This window comes from Amycolatopsis sp. cmx-11-51 (genome assembly GCF_047608665.1).
Lineage (GTDB): Bacteria > Actinomycetota > Actinomycetes > Mycobacteriales > Pseudonocardiaceae > Amycolatopsis.
Genome location: NZ_JADNQO010000006.1, coordinates 25,823 through 46,270, shown reverse-complemented (window position 1 = coordinate 46,270; position 20,448 = coordinate 25,823). Strand labels below are relative to the sequence as shown.

Sequence of the window (20,448 nt, the reverse complement as noted above, 5' to 3'; positions counted from 1 at the left end):
GCGCCCGCCGGCGGCGGGCGCCCGCGTCCCCCGGTATGGAAGAAAGGGACGGTCGGCCAACCGTCCCAGCTGAAGAGGAGAGAGCGTCTTGCTCAAGGGTTTCAAGGACTTCCTGATGCGCGGGAACGTCGTCGACCTCGCGGTCGCGGTGGTCATCGGCGCCGCGTTCACGTCGATTGTCACGGCGTTCACGACCGGCCTGGTCAAGCCGTTGATCAACACGATCGGCGGGTCGGACGCCGCCAAGGGGCTCGGTTTCAACGTCCTCAGCGCGAACGACGCCACGTTCCTCGACTTCGGCGGCGTGATCAACGCGGCGATCAACTTCGTGCTGGTGGCCGCGGTCGTCTACTTCGTGATCGTGCTGCCGGTCAAGCACCTCCAGGAGCGGCGCAAGCGCGGCGAGGAGGCGGGCCCGTCGGAGCCGACCGACGTCGAGCTGCTCACCGAGATCCGCGACCTGCTGCGCGCGCAGCAGAACCGCCAGGGCTGAGCCGGTTCACCGGTCGTGGTGAGGCGGCCGGTTCTCCAGATACCACGAGTCGGAGTCCGGGGTGCGCTGCCCCGGCTCTCGCTCGTCGGAGGTCGTGTCGGGCAGGACATCGCCGAAGATCTCATCGACCCGGCGCTGTCTCTCTGTGCAGGATCCCGCCGCGGAAGGGCGCTCGTCCTCGTCTTCACCTGGCATGACGTCCATTTTCGCACCGGTCGTGGAGTCCACTGACCGGTGGGACCATCAGCGCTTGAACATTGTCGACAAGGCGAAGGGGCAGGCCGAGAAGGTGGAAGGGGTGTTGCACCACGACAAAAGGGCGAGCCCGGGACTGAGCCAGGACCCGCCCCCGAAAACTAGGCCTCTTCGAGCCCGGAAAGCTCGTCGATCACGTACGGCACCAGCGACGAGAGCGTCGCCATGCCGTCGCGGACGGCCGCGCGCGAACCCGCGAGGTTGACCACCAGCGTGCTGCCGGAGACGCCGACGAGCCCGCGGGAGATACCGGCGTCCACCGCTCCGGCGGCCAGACCGGACGCGCGCAGTGCCTCGCCGATGCCCGGAATCGGGCGGTCGAGCACACCGGCCGTCGCGTCGGGGGTGCTGTCGCGCGGGGAGACCCCGGTGCCGCCGACTGTGATCACCAGGTCGGCGCCGCCGATCACCGCGGTGTTGAGCGCGTTGCGGATCGCGGCCGTCTCGGCCTCGACCACCACGACACCGTCGACGATGAAGCCCGCTTCTTCGAGCAGCTCCGTGACCAGCGGTCCCGTGTTGTCCTCGTGTTCGCCATGGGCGACACGGTCGTCCACGATGACCACCAGTGCGCGGCCCAGCCGTTGTGCGCTCCGTTCCATACGCACACCGTATCCGGTTTCGGCTGATCTTCGCCGCCGCGGTGTCACGGGCCACGAGTTGTGATGATTCCCTGACGTGAGCGGCGGATCCAGGGCCGCCGTCGAAGATCGCCCCTAGCGTCGGGAAGGTGCGAACAGTGGTAACCGGCGGGGCCGGGTTCATCGGCTCCCCCAACCGCCGATCTGCTGTCCGATCAGGGCGACGAAGTGGTCGTCCTCGACAACAACCTGCTTGCGGACCGCCCACGGCTCCTCTCGTCCGCCCGGCTACACCGGCCGTCACCGGTTCTCGCGTCGCGACGTCACCGACGCGGAGCTGGTCGCCGAGCTGCTGGACGGCGTCGACGCGGTCTGCCATCAGGCGGCCGTCGTACGCGCTGAACAACGACTACGGGACCGCCGTGCTGCTCGCGGCGATGCACCGGGCCGGAGTCCGGAAACTGGTGCTCGCCTCGTCGATGGTCGTCTACGGCGAAGGCCGCTACGAATGCACCATTCACGGGATCGTGCCGCCGTCGCCGCGGAAACAGTCCGATGTGGACGCCGGACGCTTCGAGCCCACTTGCCGACCCTGCCCGTGCCGGACGGCTGCTCGGCTTCACCGCCGAGACCGGTTTCGCCGAAGGCATCGCCGGTTTCGCCACCGCTGAACTGCGGGAACCAGTCGGTTCCTGAAACCGGGAACAGACCGCGCCACCGGCCGGTTGTCGTTCCCGGCAACGGAAGCGACTTTATTTGGGGGTTCGAGTGGGCATCACCGTCGGAGACATCGAGATCGAGGCGCTCGGGGACGGCCTGATCAGGCTGCCGCTCGCGTTCTTCCCCGGTCTCGACCCCGAAGCCCACCCGGACGTCCTCGACGAGGACGGCACCGTGCACGTCCCGACCGGCGCGTACCTGATCCGCGGCGGCGGCCGCACGATCCTCGTCGACACCGGCCTCGGCCCGCGCGAGTTCGCCTTCCCCAAGGGGATGACGCCCGCCAAGGGCGATCCCACCCCGCCGATGGGCACCGGCGGCGACCTCGCGGCCGCGCTGGACAAGGCCGGCTGCCCGGTCGGCGAGATCGACACCGTCTTCCTCACCCACCTGCACAACGACCACACCGGCTGGATCGCCCCCGAAGGCGAGCTGACCTTCCCCAGCGCTCAGGTCGTCTTCGGACGACTCGACTGGGAGGCCCTGATCGAGCCCGCCGGGGCGGGCGAATGGGGCCGCGTCGGCATGGAGACCGCTCGCGGCGCCGGTCTGACCGAGGCGATCACCGGCGACGACGTCCCGATCGCGCCCGGCGTCGTGGCGCGGCACGCCCCCGGCCACACACCGGGTCACTACGTCCTCGACATCACCGCGGACGACGAGCGCCTACTGCTGCTGGGCGACGTCCTGCACACGCCCGCGCAGCTGACGGACACGCGGGTCAGCTTCCTCAGCGACGTCGACCCGGACCTGGCGCTTCGCACCCGGCAGCGGTTCCTCGCCGAAGCCGAAGAGACGGGCGCGATCATCGCACCCGCCCACTTCCCGGACCTGGGGTTCCTGCGTCTCTGATCCCCCGGTCTACTTGCCGCAGAGCACCTTGTCGGTGAGCACGCGGTCCGCGTTGTTGTAAGCCTGGCCGAGGTCGGCCGCGGAGTCCCCGTAGGTCATGGACAGCTCGAAAGTCCTGCTGCCATCGGGTGTGCTGGCCATGATCGTCCCGAAGCCGTGGAAACCGCCCATGCCCTTGAGGACGGTGCCGCAGCTCGCCTCCTGGACGTACAGCCCGAGCCCGTAGCCGCCCGTGGGGTGCGGTTCGCGCATCTCGGCGAGCAACGGGGCGGGCAGCAGCTTTCCGCCCAGCAGCGCGGAGAAGAACTTGTGGAGGTCCTTGGTGGTCGAGATCAGCTCACCGGCGCTGGACGCCCAGGACGGGTTCTGGGTGGTGATGTCGACCGTCTTCCACTTCCCGGCCTCCTCGTACCGGTAGTAGCCGTGGGCGTGCGGCCCGGGGATCCCGGGCCACGTGCCCGGCACCACGGTGTCCCGCAGGCCGAGCGGCCGCAGGATCCGCTTTCGGAGTTCGTCGCCGTAGTGCTTGCCGGTGACCTTCTCGATCAGCAGCCCGGCGAGCACGTAGTTGATGTTCGTGTAGTTCCAGTCCGTTCCCGGTTCGAACAGCGGCGCCTTGGACAGGCCGAACCGCACCAGCTCCTCCGGCTGGTAATTGTGGTATCGGTTGTTGAGGAACTCCTTGCCCTGCAGGGGGATTCCCGGCACCACCGTTCCGTCGGGCCGCAGCGCGCCGGTGTAGTCGAGCAGTCCGCTGGTGTGCTGCAACAGCATCCGCACGGTGATCCGCCGGTCAAGGCCGAACTCGGGAAGGTAACCGGCCACCGGTGCGTCCAGGCCGACCTCGCCTTCCCCGACCAGTTGCAGCACGAGGGTGGACACGAAGGTCTTGGTGTTGCTGCCGATCCGGAACCGCCCGTTCGTCGGCGGTTTCGCGGTCTCGCCCAGCTTGCGCACCCCGGCGCTGCCGGTCCAGTCACCCCGCTGGTCATGCACCCGCAGCTGCGCCCCGGCGAATCCGGAGTCGGCGATCTCCTGGACCATCGCCCGCAGGTCGGGGCGATCCTGTCCCATGGCGGCCGTGGCCACCCCTGGCATGGTCACTCCGGCCAGCAGCGCCGCCGCGACCGCCGTGGCTCCCACCCGCCGGAAGACCCGGCCCCTGTCCTTCTTGGCTGTGCTCCCTGAATTCGTCATGCGGCGACGATCGCCGTCGGCGCTGACACCACGGTGACACGGCACTGACACAGGTCACGGCATGGCGAGCGGCAGGCGGACCTCGAAGCGGCATCCCCGGCCATGGTTGCGGACACCGATCCGGCCGCGATGGGCCTCCACGAGCCCCTTCGCGATCGCCAGCCCGAGTCCGCCGCCGCTCGCCAGGCCGCCACGCTCGGGTGTCCGCGCCCGCGTCCCGCGGAACGCGACGTCGAAGACGCGCCCGATCTCGTCGTCGGGGATCCCGCCGCAGCCGTCGTCGACGGCCAGCAGCGCCTCGCCGCCTTCGATGCCGATCTGGACCGCGACCGTCCCGTCCGGCGGGGTGTGCCGGACGGCGTTGGACACCAGGTTGCGCACGATCCGCGCCAGCTCGGGGTCGCTGCCGGAGACGACCGGCCACACGTCGGCGTACTCGATCATCCGCACCCGCTTCCGCCCGGCGAGCGGCGCCTGCGCGGCGACGGCGTCGCTCACGACGTCGCGCAGCGGCACGGAGGCCATGGTCAGCCGGAGCGCGCCCGCGGTGATCCTCGACAGTTCGAACAGGTCGCCGACCATGCCGGACAGCCGGGTGGTCTCGCCGCTGATCCGCCGCGCGTAGTCGGTGACCTCGATCGGCTCCGCGACGACACCGTCCGCGACCGCCTCGGCCATCGCCTGGATCCCGGACAGGGGGCTTCGCAGGTCGTGGCTGATCCACGCGACCAGTTCGCGCCGCGACGCCTCGGCCGCGCGCTCACGGTCCCGCGCCTCCCGCTCCCACACACTGCGGCGGGCGATCGCGCGGCCGAGCGCGAGGGCGGGCGGCACGGTCACCAGCGCGACCAGCAGGCAGACCAGCGTCATCGTGGTCAGCGCGGGGGTGAACATGAACCCGCTGATCCCGAGCACCGCGGTCAGCGTCGCGAGCACCGGGATCAGCACGAGGATCGTCATCGTGCTGGCGAGCGAACCCCGTCTGAGCAGGTACAACGCCAGGACGCCGAGCAGCACCACCGGCAGCGCGAACAGCAGCGCGAACGGCAGGATGTGCCAGGCGTGCGCCAGCATCTCGCCGAACGACTCACCGGAGCCGATCACGGTCGCACCGGGTCGTACCGGTAGCCGACGCCCCAGACGGTGGCGACGCGGACGGGTTTCGCCGGTTCCCGCTCGATCTTCTCCCGCAACCGTCTCACGTGGACGGTCACGGTGGACTGGTCGCCGAAGTCCCAGCCCCAGACCTTCTCCAGCAGATCGGCGCGTGAGAACGCCACGCCGGGGTGGGCGAGGAAGAACGCGAGCAGGTCGAATTCGCGGCTGGTCAGGGGAAGTTCGGTGCCACGGAGGGTCGCCTGCCGCGCGGTCATCTGCAGCGAAAGATCCCCGTCGGTGAGCTGACGCGCCGCCGGTTCCGGCCGAGGCATCCGCGCGCGCCGCAGCACCGACGCCACCCGCAACGCGAGTTCCTTGGGGCTGAAGGGTTTCGTGACATAGTCGTCGGCGCCGAGCTGGAGCCCGGCGATCCGGTTCTCCTCCTCGCCGAGCGCGGTCAGCATCACGACCGGCACCTGGCTCACCTGCCGCAGCCGACGGCACACCTCGAGCCCGTTGAGCCCTGGCATCATGACGTCGAGGACCACGAGGTCAGGGCCGGTCGCGGAGAACAGGCGCAGCCCCTCCGTGCCGTCCCCGGCGACGTCGACGTCGAAACCCGCGACCTCCAGGTACCGCCGGACTACGTCACGGACGGTCTCGTCGTCGTCGACCACGAGCACACGGCCCTGCTCTGTCATCGAACCCACCTCACCAGCTCGTCAGCATCAGATGGTTCACCATCAGCGCCGTGGCCGCCGACGCGGCGAGCCACCACCGCCGCCGGAGTGACGGCAGCGGCGCCACCGCGGGCAGCAGCCACACCTCGAACGGTAACCAGATGCGTTCGACCTCCGCGTTCGACAGGCCGGGCAGGTCGGCGAACACGATCGTCAGCACCGCGGCCGGCACGATGACCGTGACCGGGTCACGGAACGACCTCTGTGCTTCAGCGAGGAACGCCGCCCCGGCCGCCTCGTCCCGGCGATCACCGCCGGACCGGCCGCGATCAGCACCGCCGCGATATCCGCCCACACCTGGTAGGAGTACGGGCGCAGCGTCGCGATCCCCCGGTAGTAGCGCTCGACGACCAGGTGATACCCGTCGAGCCACCACCGGAGTGCTGACATTCCTCGCGTTCCCGTTGCTATGGCGGCCCTTCGGCGGCGCCACGAACCCGGTCCTGCACGACGCCGACACGCTGACCGGCCTGCTGCTCACCCTCGCCGTCGTCTGGCTCGGCGTAGTCCTGGCCGCGCTTCTCCGAAAAGCACGTTATCGAGGGGTAAGGCAAAGGTGGCGTGTCTGGTCGTGGGGGCCTAACGAGAGCGGGGTAGCTACCCCGCATAAAAGGGCCACGCGCGACCGGGATTGGCAGCCGGTCGCGCGTGACCTCTGGTTCCGGCCCGCTGGGGGTTCGAGCCGGGGTTTGGTCTCGGCCGCGCACTGCGGCCGAGCGTCTGGAAGGACTAATTCGGGGTGACGGGCTGGCCGCCGAGGGTCACCTCGACCACCTTGTCACCGCTGAGGGTGAACTTGACCTTGTCGTTCGGCGCCCTGGTGCGGATCTCGGCGACGAGCGCGTCCGCGTCGGGGATCGACCGGTCGTCCAGCTTCGTCACGACGTCGCCGGATTTGAGGCCCGCCTTCTCGGCGGGGCTGCCCGGCGAAATCTCACCGAGCTGCGCTCCGCCTGTCGGCGCTGTCTGCACTCGCGCGCCGATGAACGTCTGCGTCGCCTGACCGGTGTTGATGATGTCGTCGGCCGTGCGGCGTGCCTGGTCGATCGGGATCGCGAAGCCGATGCCGACGTTGCCGCCGCTCTCGCCGCCCTGGCCCTGGCTGGACTTCGGGCTGTAGATCGCCGAGTTGATGCCGATGACCTGGCCCGCCATGTTCGCGAGCGGTCCGCCCGAGTTGCCGGGGTTGATCGCCGCGTCGGTCTGCACCGCCGACATCACCGTGGTCTGGTCGCCGCCGCCACCGGCGCTCACCGGCCGGTTCAGCGCGCTGACGATGCCGGAGGTGACCGTGCCAGCCAGTTCGAACGGCGAACCGATGGCGACCACCGGCTGCCCGACCCGCAGGTCGTCGGACCGGCCCAGTTCCACCGGGGTCAGCCCGCTGACGCCGCTGACCTTCACCACGGCGATGTCCGTCGTGGGGTCGCGGCCGACGACGGTCGCCGTACCCTTCTTGCCGTCCTGGAAAACCGCCTGGATCTGCCCGCCAGTGGCGGCGACCTCGACGACGTGGTTGTTGGTGAGTACGTAGCCGTCGGTGCTCAGCACGAAGCCGGACCCTTCGCCCGCACCGGAACGGCCGGACACCTGCAGCTCGACGACGCTCGGCGAGAGCTTCTGCGCCACCGACTCGACCGAACCGGCGGGCAGGTTGCCCGTCTGCTGGGCGGGCTTCGGCGCGTCGAGCGCGTTCACGGAGCCGCCACCGGTGGAATCCGCGGTCAGGAAACCGACCGTGCCGCCCGCGACCCCGCCGACGACCAGCGCGATGGCCGCGACACCGGCGAGCAGCTTGCCCGAAGTGGACTTCGAGGCCTGCCGCTGCTGCGGGACCGCGTACACCGACGGGCCCGGCTGGGTGTACGGCGTCTGCTGGCCAGGGATCTGGTGCCCCTGGGTGTACGGATCCGGCGCCGGCTGCTCCTGAGCGGGTGGCTGCTGGGTCTGCGTCTGGGCCTGGGGTGACCACGGGTTGTACTGCTGATCGGAGGTATAGGCCTGCTGTGTACCGCTGTGCGGGGTGGCATGGCCGCCGAGGCCGGTCGCGTCAGGCTGCCGCGGGGCAGGCTGTGCGGCCCAGCTCGCGCTCTGCTCCGCGTCCGGCTGAGCGCCGGCGGGCCGCGCCTGCTCGGCGTTCTGGGCGCTGGAGTCGTTCTCGGTCATGTCTCTACCTTGCGGGATGGTCCTGAGAAGTTCCTGAGCCAAAGCTGTGCATCGCACATGAGTATGGCCTCCTCAGCGGGTGGCGCGCAGCCTTTCCGCGATCTGCTCGGGGGTGGCGTCGTTGATCCACACGGCCATCCCGGACTCCGACCCCGCCAGGTACTTCAGCTTGTCCTCGGACCGCAGGACCGAGAACACCTCCAGATACAGCCAGCCGAGCTCGCGATCGCGTTGGGCGGGCGCCTGGTTCCAGGCCGCGATGTAGGGCAGGGGCCGGTCGTAGAGCCCGTCACAGCGGCGAAGGACTTCGAGGTAGATGTCGGAGAACTCGTCACGTTCGGCGTCCGAGAGCGCGGGGATGTCCGGCACCTGGCGGTGCGGCACGATCTGGACCTGCACCGGCCAGCGGGCGGCGGGCGGCACGAAAGCCGTCCAGTGCTCGCCCGCGACCACGACCCTCGCCCCGGATTCCCGCTCGGCGGCCAGGACGTCACCCATCACCGGACGGCCGTGTTCGGCCTCGTAGGCGCGGGCGAGGGCCAGCATCCGCTCGGTCTTCGGCGTGACGAACGGGTAGGCGTAGATCTGGCCGTGCGGGTGATGCAGTGTCACGCCGATCTCTTCACCGCGGTTCTCGAACGGGAAGACCTGCTCGACACCGTCCATCGCGGACAGTTCGGCGGTGCGGTCGGCCCAGGCGTCGACGACCGCGCGGACCTGCTTGGCCGTCAGCCCGGCGAAAGAACCGTCGTGGTCGCTGGTGAAACAGACGACCTCACAGCGGCCGACGCCCGGCGCGACCGGCACCAGCCCCGCGTCATCCACTGTGGACGATCCGCCGACGACGTTGCGCGCGAAGGAAGGGAAGCGGTTCTCGAATACCACGACGTCGTAGTCCTGCTCCGGGATCTCGCTGGGCTTCCCGGGTTTGGTGGGACACAGCGGGCACAGGTCGGCGGGCGGCTTGTAGGTCCGCGTCTGCCGGTGGGCGGCCATCGCCACCCACTCGCCGGTCAGCGGATCACGCCGGATCTCCGACGCCGCCGCGACCTGAGGCAGGTCACGGGTGTCCTCGGCGGTGCGCTCGGGTGCGCCGGGCGAGTCGAAATAGATGATCTCCCGGCCGTCGGCCAGGTGCCTTACCGTGCGCTTCACGCTTCTTCAGCCTCAGCCGTCTCCGCCGTTTCGGCGATCATCAGCGCACCTGCCTGCTCGGTGAGCGTTTCCCTTGCGTTGTCGGACAAACCGTCGTCCGAGACGACGACGTCGGCCTCTTCGAGCCCGGCGATGGTGGAGATGCCGACGATGCCCCACTTGGTGTGGTCGGCCAGCACGACCAGCTTGCGACCCGCTTCGACCAGCGCCCGGTCGGTCTCGGATTCGGTGAGGTTCGGCGTGGTGAACCCGGGGCCGTCGGCCATCCCGTGCACCCCCAGGAAAACGACGTCCAGGTGCAGCGAACGCAGGCTCTGCACGGCGACCGGCCCGACCAGCGCGTCCGACGGGGTGCGGACGCCACCGGTGAGGACCACCGTGCGATCCGGCTGGTTGGCGCCGCGCAGCACGTCGGCGACCTGGATGGAGTTCGTGACGATCGTCAGGCCGGCGATCTCGTCGAGCGCCCTGGCCAGCGTCCACGTGGTGGTGCCCGCGGAGATGCCGATCGCGGTACCCGGCCGGACCAGTCCGGCCGCGACGGCGGCGATGGCCTCTTTTTGAGCGCGCTGACGCACGGATTTGGCCTCGAAGCCCGGCTCGTCGGTGCTCTTGCCGACGATGGAGGTGGCGCCGCCGTAGACCTTCTCGACAAGCCCTCGGCCGGCGAGCACGTCGAGGTCTCGGCGCACCGTCATGTCGGAGACGCCGAGCCTCGTGACGAGGTCGCTGACCCGGACCGCCCCGGTCCGGCGCGCCTCTTCGAGGATCACCGCCTGTCGTTGCCGCGCGAGCACGAAGCCTCCCTGGATCAACTACACAAAATCCTACACGATCAAACATGGCGCGACGAGCCGAACGGGCTGCCAGCATGAGGCCATGGCCACGCTTCGCGACGTCGTCTTCGACTGCCGCCACCCGGCCTCGCTGGCCCGCTTCTGGGCGGCCGCGCTCGACGGCTACGAAGTGGCGCCCTACGACGAAGAGGAGCGTGAGCGACTTCGTTCTCTGGGGTTCAGCGGCCCCGAAGACGATCCTTCGGTACTCGTCGAAGCAGCTTCGGGTCCGCGACTCTTCTTCAATCTGGTTCCGGAGTCGAAGGTCATCGAGAACCACGTGCACCTGGATCTGACAGGCGACGATGTCGAACGGCTCGACGCTTTACTCCGCGTCCGCCTGCTTGATGCCGTCGATCGGGACGCCGCGGAAACTCAGCACGAAAAGAGAGACCGCGCCGAAGAACAGCGCGATGTCGGCGACGTTCCCGACGAACCAGCCGTGGTAGTCGATGAAGTCGACGACGTGACCGCGCGCGAAGCCGGGGTCACGGAACAAGCGGTCGCCCAGGTGCGTCGTCGCGCCGCCGAGCAACAGCCCGAGCGAGATCGCCCAGCCCGCCGAGCGGACCTTGCGCGAGATCCACAGCAGCGCGACCACCGCGACCGCGGCCAGGATCGCGAAGATCCAGGTCGAGCCGGCGCCGAGGGAGAACGCCGCACCCGGGTTGTAGAGCAGCCGGAAGCGGATGAAGTCGCCGATCACCGGGACCGGCTCCCGGCCGGTCAGGGCGTCGACGGCCCACCATTTGGTCAGCTGGTCGGCCGCCAGCAGCACCACGGCCACCAGCAGTGTCCAGAGCAGACGACGGGGCGGCATCTCAGGCGCGTTCTCGGTGCTCATCACCCGTCAGAGTAATCACCCCTCAAGCAGGGGCTCCCGGAAGCCGCAGGGTCATCAGCGCGCCGCCACCGGAAGCGCGTCCCGCGTAGACGTCGCCGCCGTGCCGCTGCGCCGCGTGCTGGACGATGGCGAGGCCGAGCCCCGAACCGGGCAGCGTCCGCGCTTCGGAAGAGCGGTAGAAGCGGTCGAACACCTTCGGCAGGTCCTCGTCGGCGATCCCCGGCCCGGCGTCCTCGACTTCGAGCACGGCGGTGCCGTCGCCGACCGGGTACAGCCGGACCCCGACCGTCGAACCTTCGGGCGAGAACTTCACCGCGTTGTCCAAGAGGTTCAGTACCGCGCGCTCCAGCGCGCTGGAGTCGCCGGTGAGCACCCACGGCTGGAGCGTGACGTCGAACTCGATCTCGCCCGCGCGGCGGCGTGCCCTGTCGAGCGCGCGCTCGACGACGTCGGCCATCTCGACGCGTTCGTGCTCGATCCGCGGCTCGTCCTGCCGCGCGAGTTCGACGAGGTCGCCGATCAGCTGGGTCAGCTCGTCGAGCTGGCCGCGGATGTCGGCCTCGATGTCGCTGCGGTCCTCGTCGGACAGCGTGCGCGCACCCGGCCTGCTCGCGGACAGGAGGAGTTCGAGGTTCGTGCGCAGCGAGGTCAGCGGGGTTCTCAGCTCGTGACCGGCGTCGGCGACGAGCTGCCGTTGCCGCTCCTGCGATTCGGCGACCGTGCCGAGCATCGTGTTGAAACTCTGGGTGAGGCGGGCGAGTTCGTCGTCGCCGCTGACCGGGATCGGCCGCAGGTCACCCGTGGTGGCGACGCGTTCCGCCGCCGACGTCAGCCTGTCGACCGGCCTCAGTCCCGCTCTCGCGACGGCCGTTCCCGCCGCCGCGGCGACCAGGATCCCGGCGCCGCCGATCAGGAACAGGACCACCGAAAGCTCGTTCAGGGTGCGTTTGGTCGGGCCCAGCGACTGGGCGAGCACCATCGCCTGCCCCGCGCTCTGCGGGAGGGCGACGACGCGGCTGTCGGTCTTCGGGTCGGTGCGCAGGGAGAACCCCTTGTCGCCGGTGGCGACCGCGATCTCGTCCTCGCCGTACGGCGGGCGGCTCCCGGACTGCGGATAGGTCAGCCGGATCTTCTCCCCGACCGTCAGCTGGCCGATCTGCAGGTCCGCGCTGGCAAGGAAGGCGCCGGGCACCTGCTGCAGTTCGGTCTGCACCTGCGGCGAGTCGACCGCGGCCTGTGCGCGGGCGAGCAGGTTGTCGTCCACCTGCTGGTAGAGGTTGTCGCGCACGACGAGGTACGCGCCGAGGGACACGAGCGCCACCGCGCCCGCCACCGAAGCGGCCGCGAGTAGTGTCACCCGGCCTCGGAGCGAGAAGCGCCGCGTGCTCCAGCGGTCGCCGCGCGGATCCTTTTCGGCCACGCCGACGACCTGGACCGGGTCGGTCACGGCGGGGTTTCCCTCAGCACGTAGCCCACTCCCCTGACCGTGTGGATCAGTCTCGCTTCGCTCCCAGCCTCGGTCTTTCTGCGCAAATAGCCGACGTAGACCTCCAGCGCGTTGCCCGACGTCGGGAAGTCGTATCCCCATACTTCCTCCAGGATCCGGCTGCGGGTCAGGACGTGTTTCGGGTAGGAGAGGAACAGCTCCAGCAGCGCGAATTCGGTCCTCGTGAGACTGATCTCCCGCCCGGCCCGGCGCACCTCCCGCGTGCCAGGGTCCAAGGTGAGGTCCGCGAACGACAGGATCTCGGCGTTCTGCCCCGCCTGCGGATCCGGGATGGCGCGGCGCAGCAGCGCGCGAAGACGAGCAAGAAGCTCTTCGAGCGCGAAGGGCTTCGGGAGGTAGTCATCGGCGCCGGCGTCGAGACCGGACACACGATCGGACACGGTGTCCCGCGCCGTGAGGACGAGAATCGGCAGGTCGTCACCGGTGCTTCGCAGCCGTCGGGCGACCTCCAGGCCGTCGAGCCGCGGCATCATCACGTCGAGGACCATCGCGTCGGGCCTGTTGGCGATGATCGCTTCCAGGGCCTGCGCGCCGTCCCCGGCCAGTTCCACCTGGTAGCCGTTGAACTCAAGGGATCGCCTGAGTGATTCACGGACGGCCCTGTCGTCGTCCACCACGAGGATGCGCATGACGACAGTCTTACGCAGAGTGCTGAGACTCGCCTAAGAACACACACAGAACAAACAAAGGAAATCGAGCGGTCCACAAGGCGTTTCAGCCGGTCTCGGGACCCTTCGCAACAGGTGCGTTCCATCTACGCCACAAAGCGAGCATCCGGACCCCGACCACCGCGGCGGCTGATACGGCCGTCACCGGCCCCGGCGGCAGTCGCAGAGCGTGACCGATCACGACGAGCACGGCCCCCGCGAGCGCCGCGACCGCGTAGATCTCCTTCCGCAGCACGAGCGGGATTTCGCGGAGCAGAAGATCACGCACCGCGCCGCCACCGATACCCGTCGTCATCCCGATCAAGCACGCCGCGTAGGGAGTGGCGCCCGCGTTCAACGCGATAGTGGTACCCGCCGTCGCGAACACCCCGAGCCCGAGCGCGTCGGCGAGGAGGACGCCACGCCGCAGCTTCGCGATCTGCGGATGGAACACGAATACGACCAGCGCCGTCCCGCCACAGACCGCGAGGTAAGGCCAGGTCCGCAGCGTCGTGGGCGGGGTGATCCCGAGCAGGACGTCACGGATGATCCCGCCGCCGAGCGCCGTGGTGAGCCCGACGACGACCACCCCGAAGACGTCCAACCTGGACCGCACCGCCGCGAGCGCGCCCGAAGCCGCGAACGCGATCAAGCCGAGGAACTCGAGCGCGGTGAGGATCATTACTGGTCGAGAAGGCCACCGCGGTAGGCCAGCAGCGCGGCCTGCACCCGGTTCGCCGCACCGATCTTGGACAGGACAGCCGAGACGTAACCCTTGACCGTGGCCTCGGACAGGTGAAGACGTCCGCCGATCTCCGCGTTGGACAACCCCTGCCCGATCAGCCCGACGACCTCACGCTCCCGCTCGGACAGCGACGCGAGCAACTTGCGCGCCGGCTGCGCGGCCCGCTGCTCGTCCCGATGCGACTGCACCATGCGCGCCGCGACCCCCGGGTCCAGCACCGCGCCACCCCTGGCGAGGTCCCGCACGGCACGCAGCAGCGCCGCCGGGTCGATGTCCTTCAGCAGGAAGCCGTTGGCCCCGAGCCGGAGCGCCAGACTGACGTAGTCGTCGATGTCGAACGTGGTCAACATGGCCACGGTCGGCGGATCCGGCAACGCGAGAATGGCCCTGAGCGCGCGAATGCCGTCGTCAGGAGCCCGCATCTTGATGTCGAGCAGGGCGACATCAGGGTGGTACCGCCGGGCGACCTCGACCGCTGATCTCCCGTCGCTCGCCTCGCCCACGATCTCGATGTCGGCGGCGCCGGACATCATGGCACGCAGGCCCGAACGGACCAGTTCCTCGTCGTCGGCGAACATGAGCTTGATCAACGAAGCCCTCCGGCAGCCGGGGGAGCGGCGTCTCGCGTCCCGTTAACGAAGATTACCTACTGTTGTTCAGGGTTTCGAAACCAGACACGTACGAGTGACCCGTACGGGTCATCTGTGTCGATCTAGCTTTCGATTCAGACCCTGGTTTGCTGGGTCGAGTGTGGGTGGTTCTGGGCGGATCCGCAGGTCGAGTGTCACTAGATGGCCAGTGGCTGGGTTGCGCGCCATGCTCCTCTGGCTGCTGCGGCGCAACCGCCGTTCGGGGCATCCCCGCGGTTCACCTCGCCGGCCGCATGCCCTCTCTGCCCCGGCCCGCGCGTGACGGGCACCTCCCTACCCAGCAGGAGGCGACCACCCGGTAGGCTGTGCTTGGCAGTACATGCCCTCGTAGCTCAGGGGATAGAGCACCGCTCTCCTAAAGCGGGTGTCGCAGGTTCGAATCCTGCCGGGGGCACCTCAGTGAATGATCGCGAGTGCCAACCATCAAACCGTATCTGGGCATGAATCCACCGCAATGGACGTTCCGCATCGACGTTGTCAAAGAAAGTTTGTCTCACTACTGCCCCTTGAGGGCCTTAAAGACTCAAAGCACGAGCGTGGTGGCTCCGACGAACGCAACCCCACCTCCTCCAACCGCCTTCAGAACTTGGGCATCGCCGCTCAAGACCGCGACGGCCACGGCTCCCCCAGCAAGCAATCCAACAAGCACCGCAACTACGACTGACAACGACGATTGAGTCGCTTGCACGGGGTTCGGCTTGGCCATAGTCCCACCTTCCTTGCATCCACCACCGAATCGACTACTATCTTCTCAGTCTATTGAATTGAGGAGACTTTGAGGACTGTTCAGCTAGCCGACAGCGACCACGAGCGGGTACTACTCCTAGCTCGTGCTTGGCGAATCTCCGAGGGGGAGGTCGTGCGGCGCCTACTCGACGACTTCGTCAAGTTGGACGAACCAGACAAGTCAGCTACTGCCAGCACGCAACAACCTGACAACGGCGTCCCGATCTACGCGGACTACGAGGGCAACCACGTCGAAGCGATCTATCACCAAGCTACGAAGCGGGTTGAGATCACGAGCGGCGTACTTCGCGGCCACTCATACAAGAGCCCGAGCGGTGCAGCCATCGGGGTCGTGCAGGCATACAATCCGAACGTCCACCCCAACCGCAACGGGTGGTCATTCTGGTTTATCACCGAAAATGGTGAAGCGCTCCAAACGATCCGCTCCTAAACATGACCGCAACTTCGCGCCCGTGGCACAGATCTGTCGCCAGGAACTCACCGCGAGCATGAGATATCCGCCTAAATACCAGCGGGCGGTTGCTCGTAATACCGGAAGACGTGAGCCAACACGTCGTCGGCATTCCAAAGCTTGAGCACTAACCGATTTGCGTTCAACTCGTCGCGACAGGTCTAGTGAGACCACCCCACGCGACAAGCAAGCCTTGGTCGGCTTTCTGCCCGGAAACGCGCCGTGCAGCTGTTGCACGACCGGGCGGCCCATGTAAGTGGTTTCGGACTTTGACCGAGACGACGAGCCCGGCGTATCCAGCCCCAACGCTCCCGTCCCCGCAAGGATGTCAATCCCGCCGTCCGGTCCAGGCGGTGCCACGTCACAGGTGAATTCCTTTGCGTGAAGAATCGCGGCGACGAGCGCAGTCAAGACATAACTGGTGAATACGTCACCGATCCTTGCCTGAATCTAAACACGGGTATACTGCTCGTTTTCGATTTACACAATAGACTCGTCCTCATCACCAGCGGCGGCCCGTCTTCCCACCTTCGCTTCTCTGATTTCGACACTGGAGCGACCTCCATGCCCGGATCTCGTTTGGCCTTCAGCAGCTCAGCAAGGCGCCGGGCTCCGTCATTGCGCGAGACATTGTAGATGGCCGAAAGGCACCTAGGGTAGAGCAGTCATGCTCACCGCAGTTCCTGGCAATTCCGTGACGATCCACTCGACCGGGCGAACATGGCGACGTTCGGGACCAGGACCATCGAGTAGCGATACTCGCCCGCCACGCGTCCGATCGCTAGCTATAGCCGTCTTCAAGGACATGACGATGAGGTCACTCTTTGCCATGACTCCACGAACGACCAAAGTCGGCTAGCGACGTCCGTATGGCGCCATCTTTCGATGGAGCTGCGCCCGTGTGAACGCAGCGAGGACCAGCTCACGCGTGTTCGCACCGGTAAAATTCTTAACGTCACTGAATCCGCCACCGCTGTATCCATTAGTCAAGGCCCACTGTTCGCGTTCTCCGGCCTTACCGGACCGCGCCATCCAAGCCCTCATCACACCGATCGGCCATCGACACCCGGCCGGAAAGAATGTGAGCAGCGTACCGGGTTCTTAGTCAACCCATGACCGCCGAGCCCAAAACCGCATTCACCATCGGAAGCAGGACGTCACCAAACCAGACCCGTGTACAACTGTGGACAGCAGCGTCAGGTCGGCCCACCTGCCGCGCGCCGGATTAAGCTACCTCCAGTTAACGGGGTCACTCATGCTTGTCGACACCTCGACTCGGCGGGTACCGCACACCCGCGACCACTACGGCGCGCACAAGACCAATTCGTTACACGAAGCCGCGTCCCACGAGTGCATCCGGAACTCCAGTACGACACCATACTGCCGAGCCGAAAGGCCAACACTGGTGCGGACGGTGAACACCCCACCGATCGTCTCCGTTCACAAATTCCAGGGGGAGCCAGCGGTCCGTCGTGGTCATCGACACGGTCACTGGTGCCGACGAGAGCTTGGCTGCATCTGAAGGTACCTGTACAGGAGAGACGAAGCCACGCACGGGGCCAAAGCTAAGGTGGGATCCCGAACACCAGCTATGGCATGTCGATGCGACCGTCGACCGCCCACAGTTAGCTCAATGGCTGCCGCCGACAATCAACTTATGATCTCAGACGTCCCTCTGTTACCCCGCAACCAACTGCATTAGTTCGACATAGTCGGTGACGACGTCGTACTTGACGTCTCGATCATTCTTCTTGTTGAGAGAAGCGAAGAATTTGCGCGCACACTCGATCTTGCCATTTTCGATTCCTTTTAACTGGAGCGTTGATAACGAACCTTTTGTCTCTGCGACGAAGTAGACGTGCTTGACACTGCCCTCCTTGAAGGCAATGGCCCAATCCGGGTTGTAGTTGCCCATGGGAGTGGGAATGAAGAACCCCCTCGGAAGTTTCGCGTACACCGCTACTTCGTTGCTCTTGTCCAACTCGTTGACGAAGGCGCTTTCAAGGTCGGAGTCCGTGACGATATAGTCATAGATGTGCCTGGCGAGCTTGCCGCCAACACGAGTGAGGTCTTGCTTGGTCTGGTTCTCCGTGAAGATCGCAGTATCAAAGCGGTCTTCGAGCGTGTCGTAGGCCAGGTGCTCGACGATCACAGTGGCCTTCTGCTCGTTGATGAGCCGAATTGTCTCGGTGATGAACTGTTCAGGATTCCTTCTGAACTTCGTGAACGTCACCGGTGTCACGCCACCGAGGATCGCCGCGGCCGTCCGGCGGGTTAGCTGAGTCTTCTCCGCGACCTCACCCAGCAAATCATATTTCACCCGTGAGCCCGCCGAGGCCGTCTCGGTGTGCGTGGACGTGCTGGTGACAGTGAAACCCTTGCCGTCACTGAGGTCCTCGAATTCAAGCGAGTCGCGTTGCCTACCTGACTGGACAACATATTGCGTGGCCGCGACATTTAGGTGCATGTCCAGTGCTCGCACGCACTTCGAAACTAATTCTATCGAATCGAATTCGACCCGATAGACCGCCTTATGGTTGATTCTACCCCACAATTCCTGAAACTCTTTTTTCGCGAAATTAGCCTCATTAAGGGGAATCGGCTTTGACTTGCGGTGATTGATCAGTGGCGGGAGCTCAATGTGGAGCTCGTCGACTAGCGGCCAGACGAAGTCAATGATCTGTTTGAGCAGCTCAGAGGCCGGTTCGGGAAACAAACCAGTGGTCTTGGCTTCCTTGTAGACGTCGGACAGGGTGTCGTCCTCGTTGAGGAAGTCATACTTGACGAGATACTTGTACAGCGCCCTGGCAGCCGCCTCCGTTACGAGGACCTCACCCGACTCGGTTTGTATCGTCTTGCCGACAAAGAACTCAACGCTCGCTTTACGAGGGCGTGCTTCCAGGGAGGCGACCAACTCCTGCTGCAAGCCATCGACGAAGTCGGTGTAGGCCTCATCGGTGACGACGGTCAACTCGTTGATGTCATGGACAGTAGCAGGGTCGTCCATCCGCTCGCCGTGCTGGTCAACAGCCAGACGAAGCCCGCGGCCGATTTCCTGGCGCCGGGAAACATTGTTGTCACTCTTCTTAAGCATGCCCATCACGAACACGTTCGGGTTGTCCCAACCCTCGCGCAGGGCAGAGTGGGAGAAAAGGAACCGGACCGGCTCGGCGACCGAAAGCAGGCGTTCCTTGTCTTTCAGGATCAAGTCGTAGGCATCGACATCCGCTGATTGGCCGGCGTCCTCGCCACGCTTCGCCACCGTGGAATCGACCTGACGCTTGGTCTTCTTGTCGATAGAGAAATACCCCTCGTGTACCGTGCCGACGTTGTCCCGGCGAAGATAGGCCTGGTACGCCGCCGTTGCGGCATCCAGTTCAAGCTCACCGAGGATTTCCTCGACGATCGCCGTATACTCGGTCTCGAAAACACGGGCATAGTCGCCCCGGGTGTCTTCGCGGCTGTAATCGCGATACTTGGCGACCTCATCGATGAAGAACAGTGAAAGCACCTTGACTCCCCGAGCGAACAGTTCACGCTCCTTATCAAGGTGAGCTCGGATGACCTCGCGGATCTGAATGCGACGCTTAGTTTCCTCCGTGACATCGCGGTCAGCGAGTTGTCCGGCGACGACGACGTCACCACTGCTGAGTGTGAGTGTGTCGTCGACGGCGCTGACATCGGTGACAACGAGATCCTTGTATGCCTCAATTCCGCCGGCGAGGTCGTGTAACCGACTGCCCCTGGTAACACGCTTGACCTGACGCTTGATCGGTCCCGCCTTGGTCTGGACTTCCAACTCGATCCGGGCAGTGGGCGGATGCCCGCTTTTAAGCTCGATCGCGTCGAGGTAAAGGTACGCGGTGGAACCCGCGAGACCCTTCACAGTGATTCCTCTGACCGTGATCTTTTTCACGAGATGCTGCTTGTAAGCGTCGAGGGCATCCAGGCGGTGCACTCTGGTGTGTTCCCGTTTGTGCGTGGCCGAATAGCGAAGTACCATCAGTGCATCGAACTCGGCTAGCGCCCTAAGCGACTTACCCGCACCGATCTTCTGCGGCTCATCGATGATCACAATCGGCCGGTTTGCCTTGATGACGTCGATCGGCCGACGAGACTGGAAGTCATCCAACTCTTCATAGATACGCCGTTGATCTTTGCCAGCGGCATTGAAGGCCTGGATATTGATGACCATCACCTGCACACCGGCATCAGAGCTGAACCGCTCAACCTCGTGGAGCCGAGCAGAGTTGTAGATGAACGATCGGGGCTTCATTCCGTATGCCTGCTGGAAATGCTCAGCCGTCACGTCAAAGGATTTCTTGACACCTTCGCGAATAGCCACAGATGGCACGACGATGATGAACTTCGACCAGCCATACCGTTTATTCAGCTCCATGATCGTCTTGATGTAGACATAGGTCTTGCCGGTACCGGTCTCCATTTCGACATCGAGATTCGGCGCACCAGGGGCGGCTTTGCTATCTTTGATCTCGACCGAGAGTGGCAAGTTGCGGGAACGCTGCACGCGATGGAGGTTATCAAGAAGCCGCTTCGAGCCGAGCGTGATTTCCGCATTTTTCAGCCCGGAGTCCGGGGTCGCGTTTGTCTCGAACAGCGCGGGCGTAGCGGCTGGCTTCGGCTTCCCCGGATCTATCCGATAGGAGACCCCGTCATGCTTCGGCTGACCATCGAAGCACTCGACGACAGCATCGACGGCCTCGGTCTGGTATTGCTGGACCTTGAACTGAAGCTTCATTCTCG

General features: G+C 66.1%; 18 protein-coding genes, 1 tRNA gene and 3 pseudogenes. 6 read left to right on the top strand and 16 right to left on the bottom strand.

The annotated features are described in order from the left end of the window. Window positions 1-88: 88 nt before the first annotated feature. Window positions 89-493: a large-conductance mechanosensitive channel protein MscL gene (mscL, locus tag ACM6LU_RS21990; protein ID WP_414939609.1), complete on the top strand. Its 405-nt coding sequence runs from the start codon at window positions 89-91 to the stop codon at window positions 491-493. A gap of 6 nt (window positions 494-499) precedes the next feature. Here mscL and ACM6LU_RS21985 read toward each other — a convergent pair whose 3' ends face one another. Both ACM6LU_RS21985 and ACM6LU_RS21980 read right to left on the bottom strand, forming a co-directional pair. Then, window positions 500-688, bottom strand: coding sequence for a hypothetical protein (locus ACM6LU_RS21985; protein WP_414939608.1), 189 nt, complete (start codon window positions 686-688; stop codon window positions 500-502). 161 nt (window positions 689-849) lie between these two features. Continuing rightward, a complete protein-coding gene (locus ACM6LU_RS21980; RefSeq protein WP_414939607.1) occupies window positions 850-1,350 on the bottom strand; it encodes a MogA/MoaB family molybdenum cofactor biosynthesis protein in 501 nt (166 codons plus the stop codon). A 128-nt stretch (window positions 1,351-1,478) separates the two neighbouring features. Between ACM6LU_RS21980 and ACM6LU_RS21975 the strand changes: the two are divergent. Continuing rightward, a pseudogene (locus ACM6LU_RS21975) lies at window positions 1,479-1,961 on the top strand (NAD-dependent epimerase/dehydratase family protein); the annotation flags it as partial. A gap of 136 nt (window positions 1,962-2,097) precedes the next feature. Beyond that, on the top strand, window positions 2,098-2,901 hold the full coding sequence (locus ACM6LU_RS21970) for an MBL fold metallo-hydrolase (protein WP_414939606.1): 804 nt from the start codon (window positions 2,098-2,100) through the stop codon (window positions 2,899-2,901). Window positions 2,902-2,910: 9 nt separating this feature from the next. Here ACM6LU_RS21970 and ACM6LU_RS21965 read toward each other — a convergent pair whose 3' ends face one another. The 7 genes and pseudogenes from ACM6LU_RS21965 to ACM6LU_RS21935 form a co-directional block, all read right to left on the bottom strand. Further along, complete coding sequence (locus tag ACM6LU_RS21965; protein ID WP_414939605.1) at window positions 2,911-4,098, bottom strand: serine hydrolase domain-containing protein; 1,188 nt, start codon at window positions 4,096-4,098, stop codon at window positions 2,911-2,913. 54 nt (window positions 4,099-4,152) lie between these two features. Further along, entirely contained in the window at window positions 4,153-5,202 is a 1,050-nt protein-coding gene (locus tag ACM6LU_RS21960; RefSeq protein ID WP_414939604.1) for a sensor histidine kinase, read from the bottom strand. Further along, window positions 5,199-5,897, bottom strand: coding sequence for a response regulator transcription factor (locus ACM6LU_RS21955; protein WP_414939603.1), 699 nt, complete (start codon window positions 5,895-5,897; stop codon window positions 5,199-5,201). Before ACM6LU_RS21955 ends, ACM6LU_RS21960 begins: the two co-directional genes overlap by 4 nt. A gap of 10 nt (window positions 5,898-5,907) precedes the next feature. Next, window positions 5,908-6,311 (bottom strand): annotated as a pseudogene (locus tag ACM6LU_RS21950) (hypothetical protein); the annotation flags it as partial. A gap of 354 nt (window positions 6,312-6,665) precedes the next feature. Beyond that, complete coding sequence (locus ACM6LU_RS21945) at window positions 6,666-8,102, bottom strand: S1C family serine protease (RefSeq protein WP_414939602.1); 1,437 nt, start codon at window positions 8,100-8,102, stop codon at window positions 6,666-6,668. Window positions 8,103-8,174: 72 nt separating this feature from the next. Beyond that, window positions 8,175-9,257: a galactose-1-phosphate uridylyltransferase gene (gene galT / locus ACM6LU_RS21940; protein ID WP_414939601.1), complete on the bottom strand. Its 1,083-nt coding sequence runs from the start codon at window positions 9,255-9,257 to the stop codon at window positions 8,175-8,177. Beyond that, window positions 9,254-10,054, bottom strand: coding sequence for a DeoR/GlpR family DNA-binding transcription regulator (locus tag ACM6LU_RS21935; RefSeq protein WP_414939899.1), 801 nt, complete (start codon window positions 10,052-10,054; stop codon window positions 9,254-9,256). Before ACM6LU_RS21935 ends, galT begins: the two co-directional genes overlap by 4 nt. Here ACM6LU_RS21935 and ACM6LU_RS21930 point away from each other — a divergent pair. Beyond that, window positions 9,954-10,397, top strand: a pseudogene (locus ACM6LU_RS21930) (VOC family protein); the annotation flags it as partial. The gene ACM6LU_RS21935 and the pseudogene ACM6LU_RS21930 overlap by 101 nt on opposite strands. A 21-nt stretch (window positions 10,398-10,418) precedes the next feature. Here ACM6LU_RS21930 and lspA read toward each other — a convergent pair. The 5 genes from lspA to ACM6LU_RS21905 all read right to left on the bottom strand — a co-directional run bounded on the left by lspA (window position 10,419) and on the right by ACM6LU_RS21905 (window position 14,426). Next, window positions 10,419-10,937 carry a signal peptidase II gene (gene lspA / locus ACM6LU_RS21925; protein WP_414939600.1) on the bottom strand — a complete coding sequence of 173 codons (519 nt, stop codon included), beginning with the start codon at window positions 10,935-10,937 and terminating at the stop codon, window positions 10,419-10,421. Window positions 10,938-10,959: 22 nt separating this feature from the next. Continuing rightward, window positions 10,960-12,384, bottom strand: a complete 1,425-nt coding sequence (locus ACM6LU_RS21920; protein ID WP_414939599.1) for an ATP-binding protein — start codon at window positions 12,382-12,384, stop codon at window positions 10,960-10,962. Then, on the bottom strand, window positions 12,381-13,073 hold the full coding sequence (locus tag ACM6LU_RS21915) for a response regulator transcription factor (protein ID WP_414939598.1): 693 nt from the start codon (window positions 13,071-13,073) through the stop codon (window positions 12,381-12,383). The genes ACM6LU_RS21920 and ACM6LU_RS21915 overlap by 4 nt, the downstream gene beginning before the upstream one ends. 85 nt (window positions 13,074-13,158) lie before the next feature. Further along, window positions 13,159-13,773 (bottom strand): trimeric intracellular cation channel family protein, encoded by a 615-nt coding sequence (locus ACM6LU_RS21910; RefSeq protein ID WP_414939597.1) that lies wholly within the window; start codon window positions 13,771-13,773, stop codon window positions 13,159-13,161. Beyond that, window positions 13,773-14,426, bottom strand: a complete 654-nt coding sequence (locus ACM6LU_RS21905; protein WP_005155565.1) for a response regulator — start codon at window positions 14,424-14,426, stop codon at window positions 13,773-13,775. Before ACM6LU_RS21905 ends, ACM6LU_RS21910 begins: the two co-directional genes overlap by 1 nt. A gap of 381 nt (window positions 14,427-14,807) precedes the next feature. On the opposite strand from ACM6LU_RS21905, the gene ACM6LU_RS21900 reads away from it, so the two are divergent. Further along, window positions 14,808-14,880 (top strand) — tRNA-Arg (locus ACM6LU_RS21900). A gap of 465 nt (window positions 14,881-15,345) precedes the next feature. Beyond that, on the top strand, window positions 15,346-15,663 hold the full coding sequence (locus tag ACM6LU_RS21895) for a hypothetical protein (protein WP_414939916.1): 318 nt from the start codon (window positions 15,346-15,348) through the stop codon (window positions 15,661-15,663). Here the strand turns inward: ACM6LU_RS21895 and ACM6LU_RS21890 are convergent. After that, window positions 15,610-16,095, bottom strand: coding sequence for a restriction endonuclease (locus ACM6LU_RS21890; RefSeq protein WP_414939595.1), 486 nt, complete (start codon window positions 16,093-16,095; stop codon window positions 15,610-15,612). The genes ACM6LU_RS21895 and ACM6LU_RS21890 overlap by 54 nt on opposite strands. Window positions 16,096-17,362: 1,267 nt before the next feature. Continuing rightward, window positions 17,363-20,443, bottom strand: coding sequence for a type III restriction-modification system endonuclease (locus ACM6LU_RS21885; protein ID WP_414939594.1), 3,081 nt, complete (start codon window positions 20,441-20,443; stop codon window positions 17,363-17,365). Window positions 20,444-20,448 lie beyond the last annotated feature (5 nt).

Coding starts and splice junctions, on each gene's coding strand:
- lspA (WP_414939600.1), bottom strand. CDS start 10,937: ATGAGCACCGAGAACGCGCCTGAGATGCCGCCCCGTCGTCTGCTCTGG.
- ACM6LU_RS21910 (WP_414939597.1), bottom strand. CDS start 13,773: ATGATCCTCACCGCGCTCGAGTTCCTCGGCTTGATCGCGTTCGCGGCT.
- ACM6LU_RS21885 (WP_414939594.1), bottom strand. CDS start 20,443: ATGAAGCTTCAGTTCAAGGTCCAGCAATACCAGACCGAGGCCGTCGAT.
- ACM6LU_RS21985 (WP_414939608.1), bottom strand. CDS start 688: ATGCCAGGTGAAGACGAGGACGAGCGCCCTTCCGCGGCGGGATCCTGC.
- ACM6LU_RS21915 (WP_414939598.1), bottom strand. CDS start 13,073: ATGCGCATCCTCGTGGTGGACGACGACAGGGCCGTCCGTGAATCACTC.
- ACM6LU_RS21945 (WP_414939602.1), bottom strand. CDS start 8,102: ATGACCGAGAACGACTCCAGCGCCCAGAACGCCGAGCAGGCGCGGCCC.
- ACM6LU_RS21965 (WP_414939605.1), bottom strand. CDS start 4,098: ATGACGAATTCAGGGAGCACAGCCAAGAAGGACAGGGGCCGGGTCTTC.
- ACM6LU_RS21955 (WP_414939603.1), bottom strand. CDS start 5,897: ATGACAGAGCAGGGCCGTGTGCTCGTGGTCGACGACGACGAGACCGTC.
- ACM6LU_RS21980 (WP_414939607.1), bottom strand. CDS start 1,350: ATGGAACGGAGCGCACAACGGCTGGGCCGCGCACTGGTGGTCATCGTG.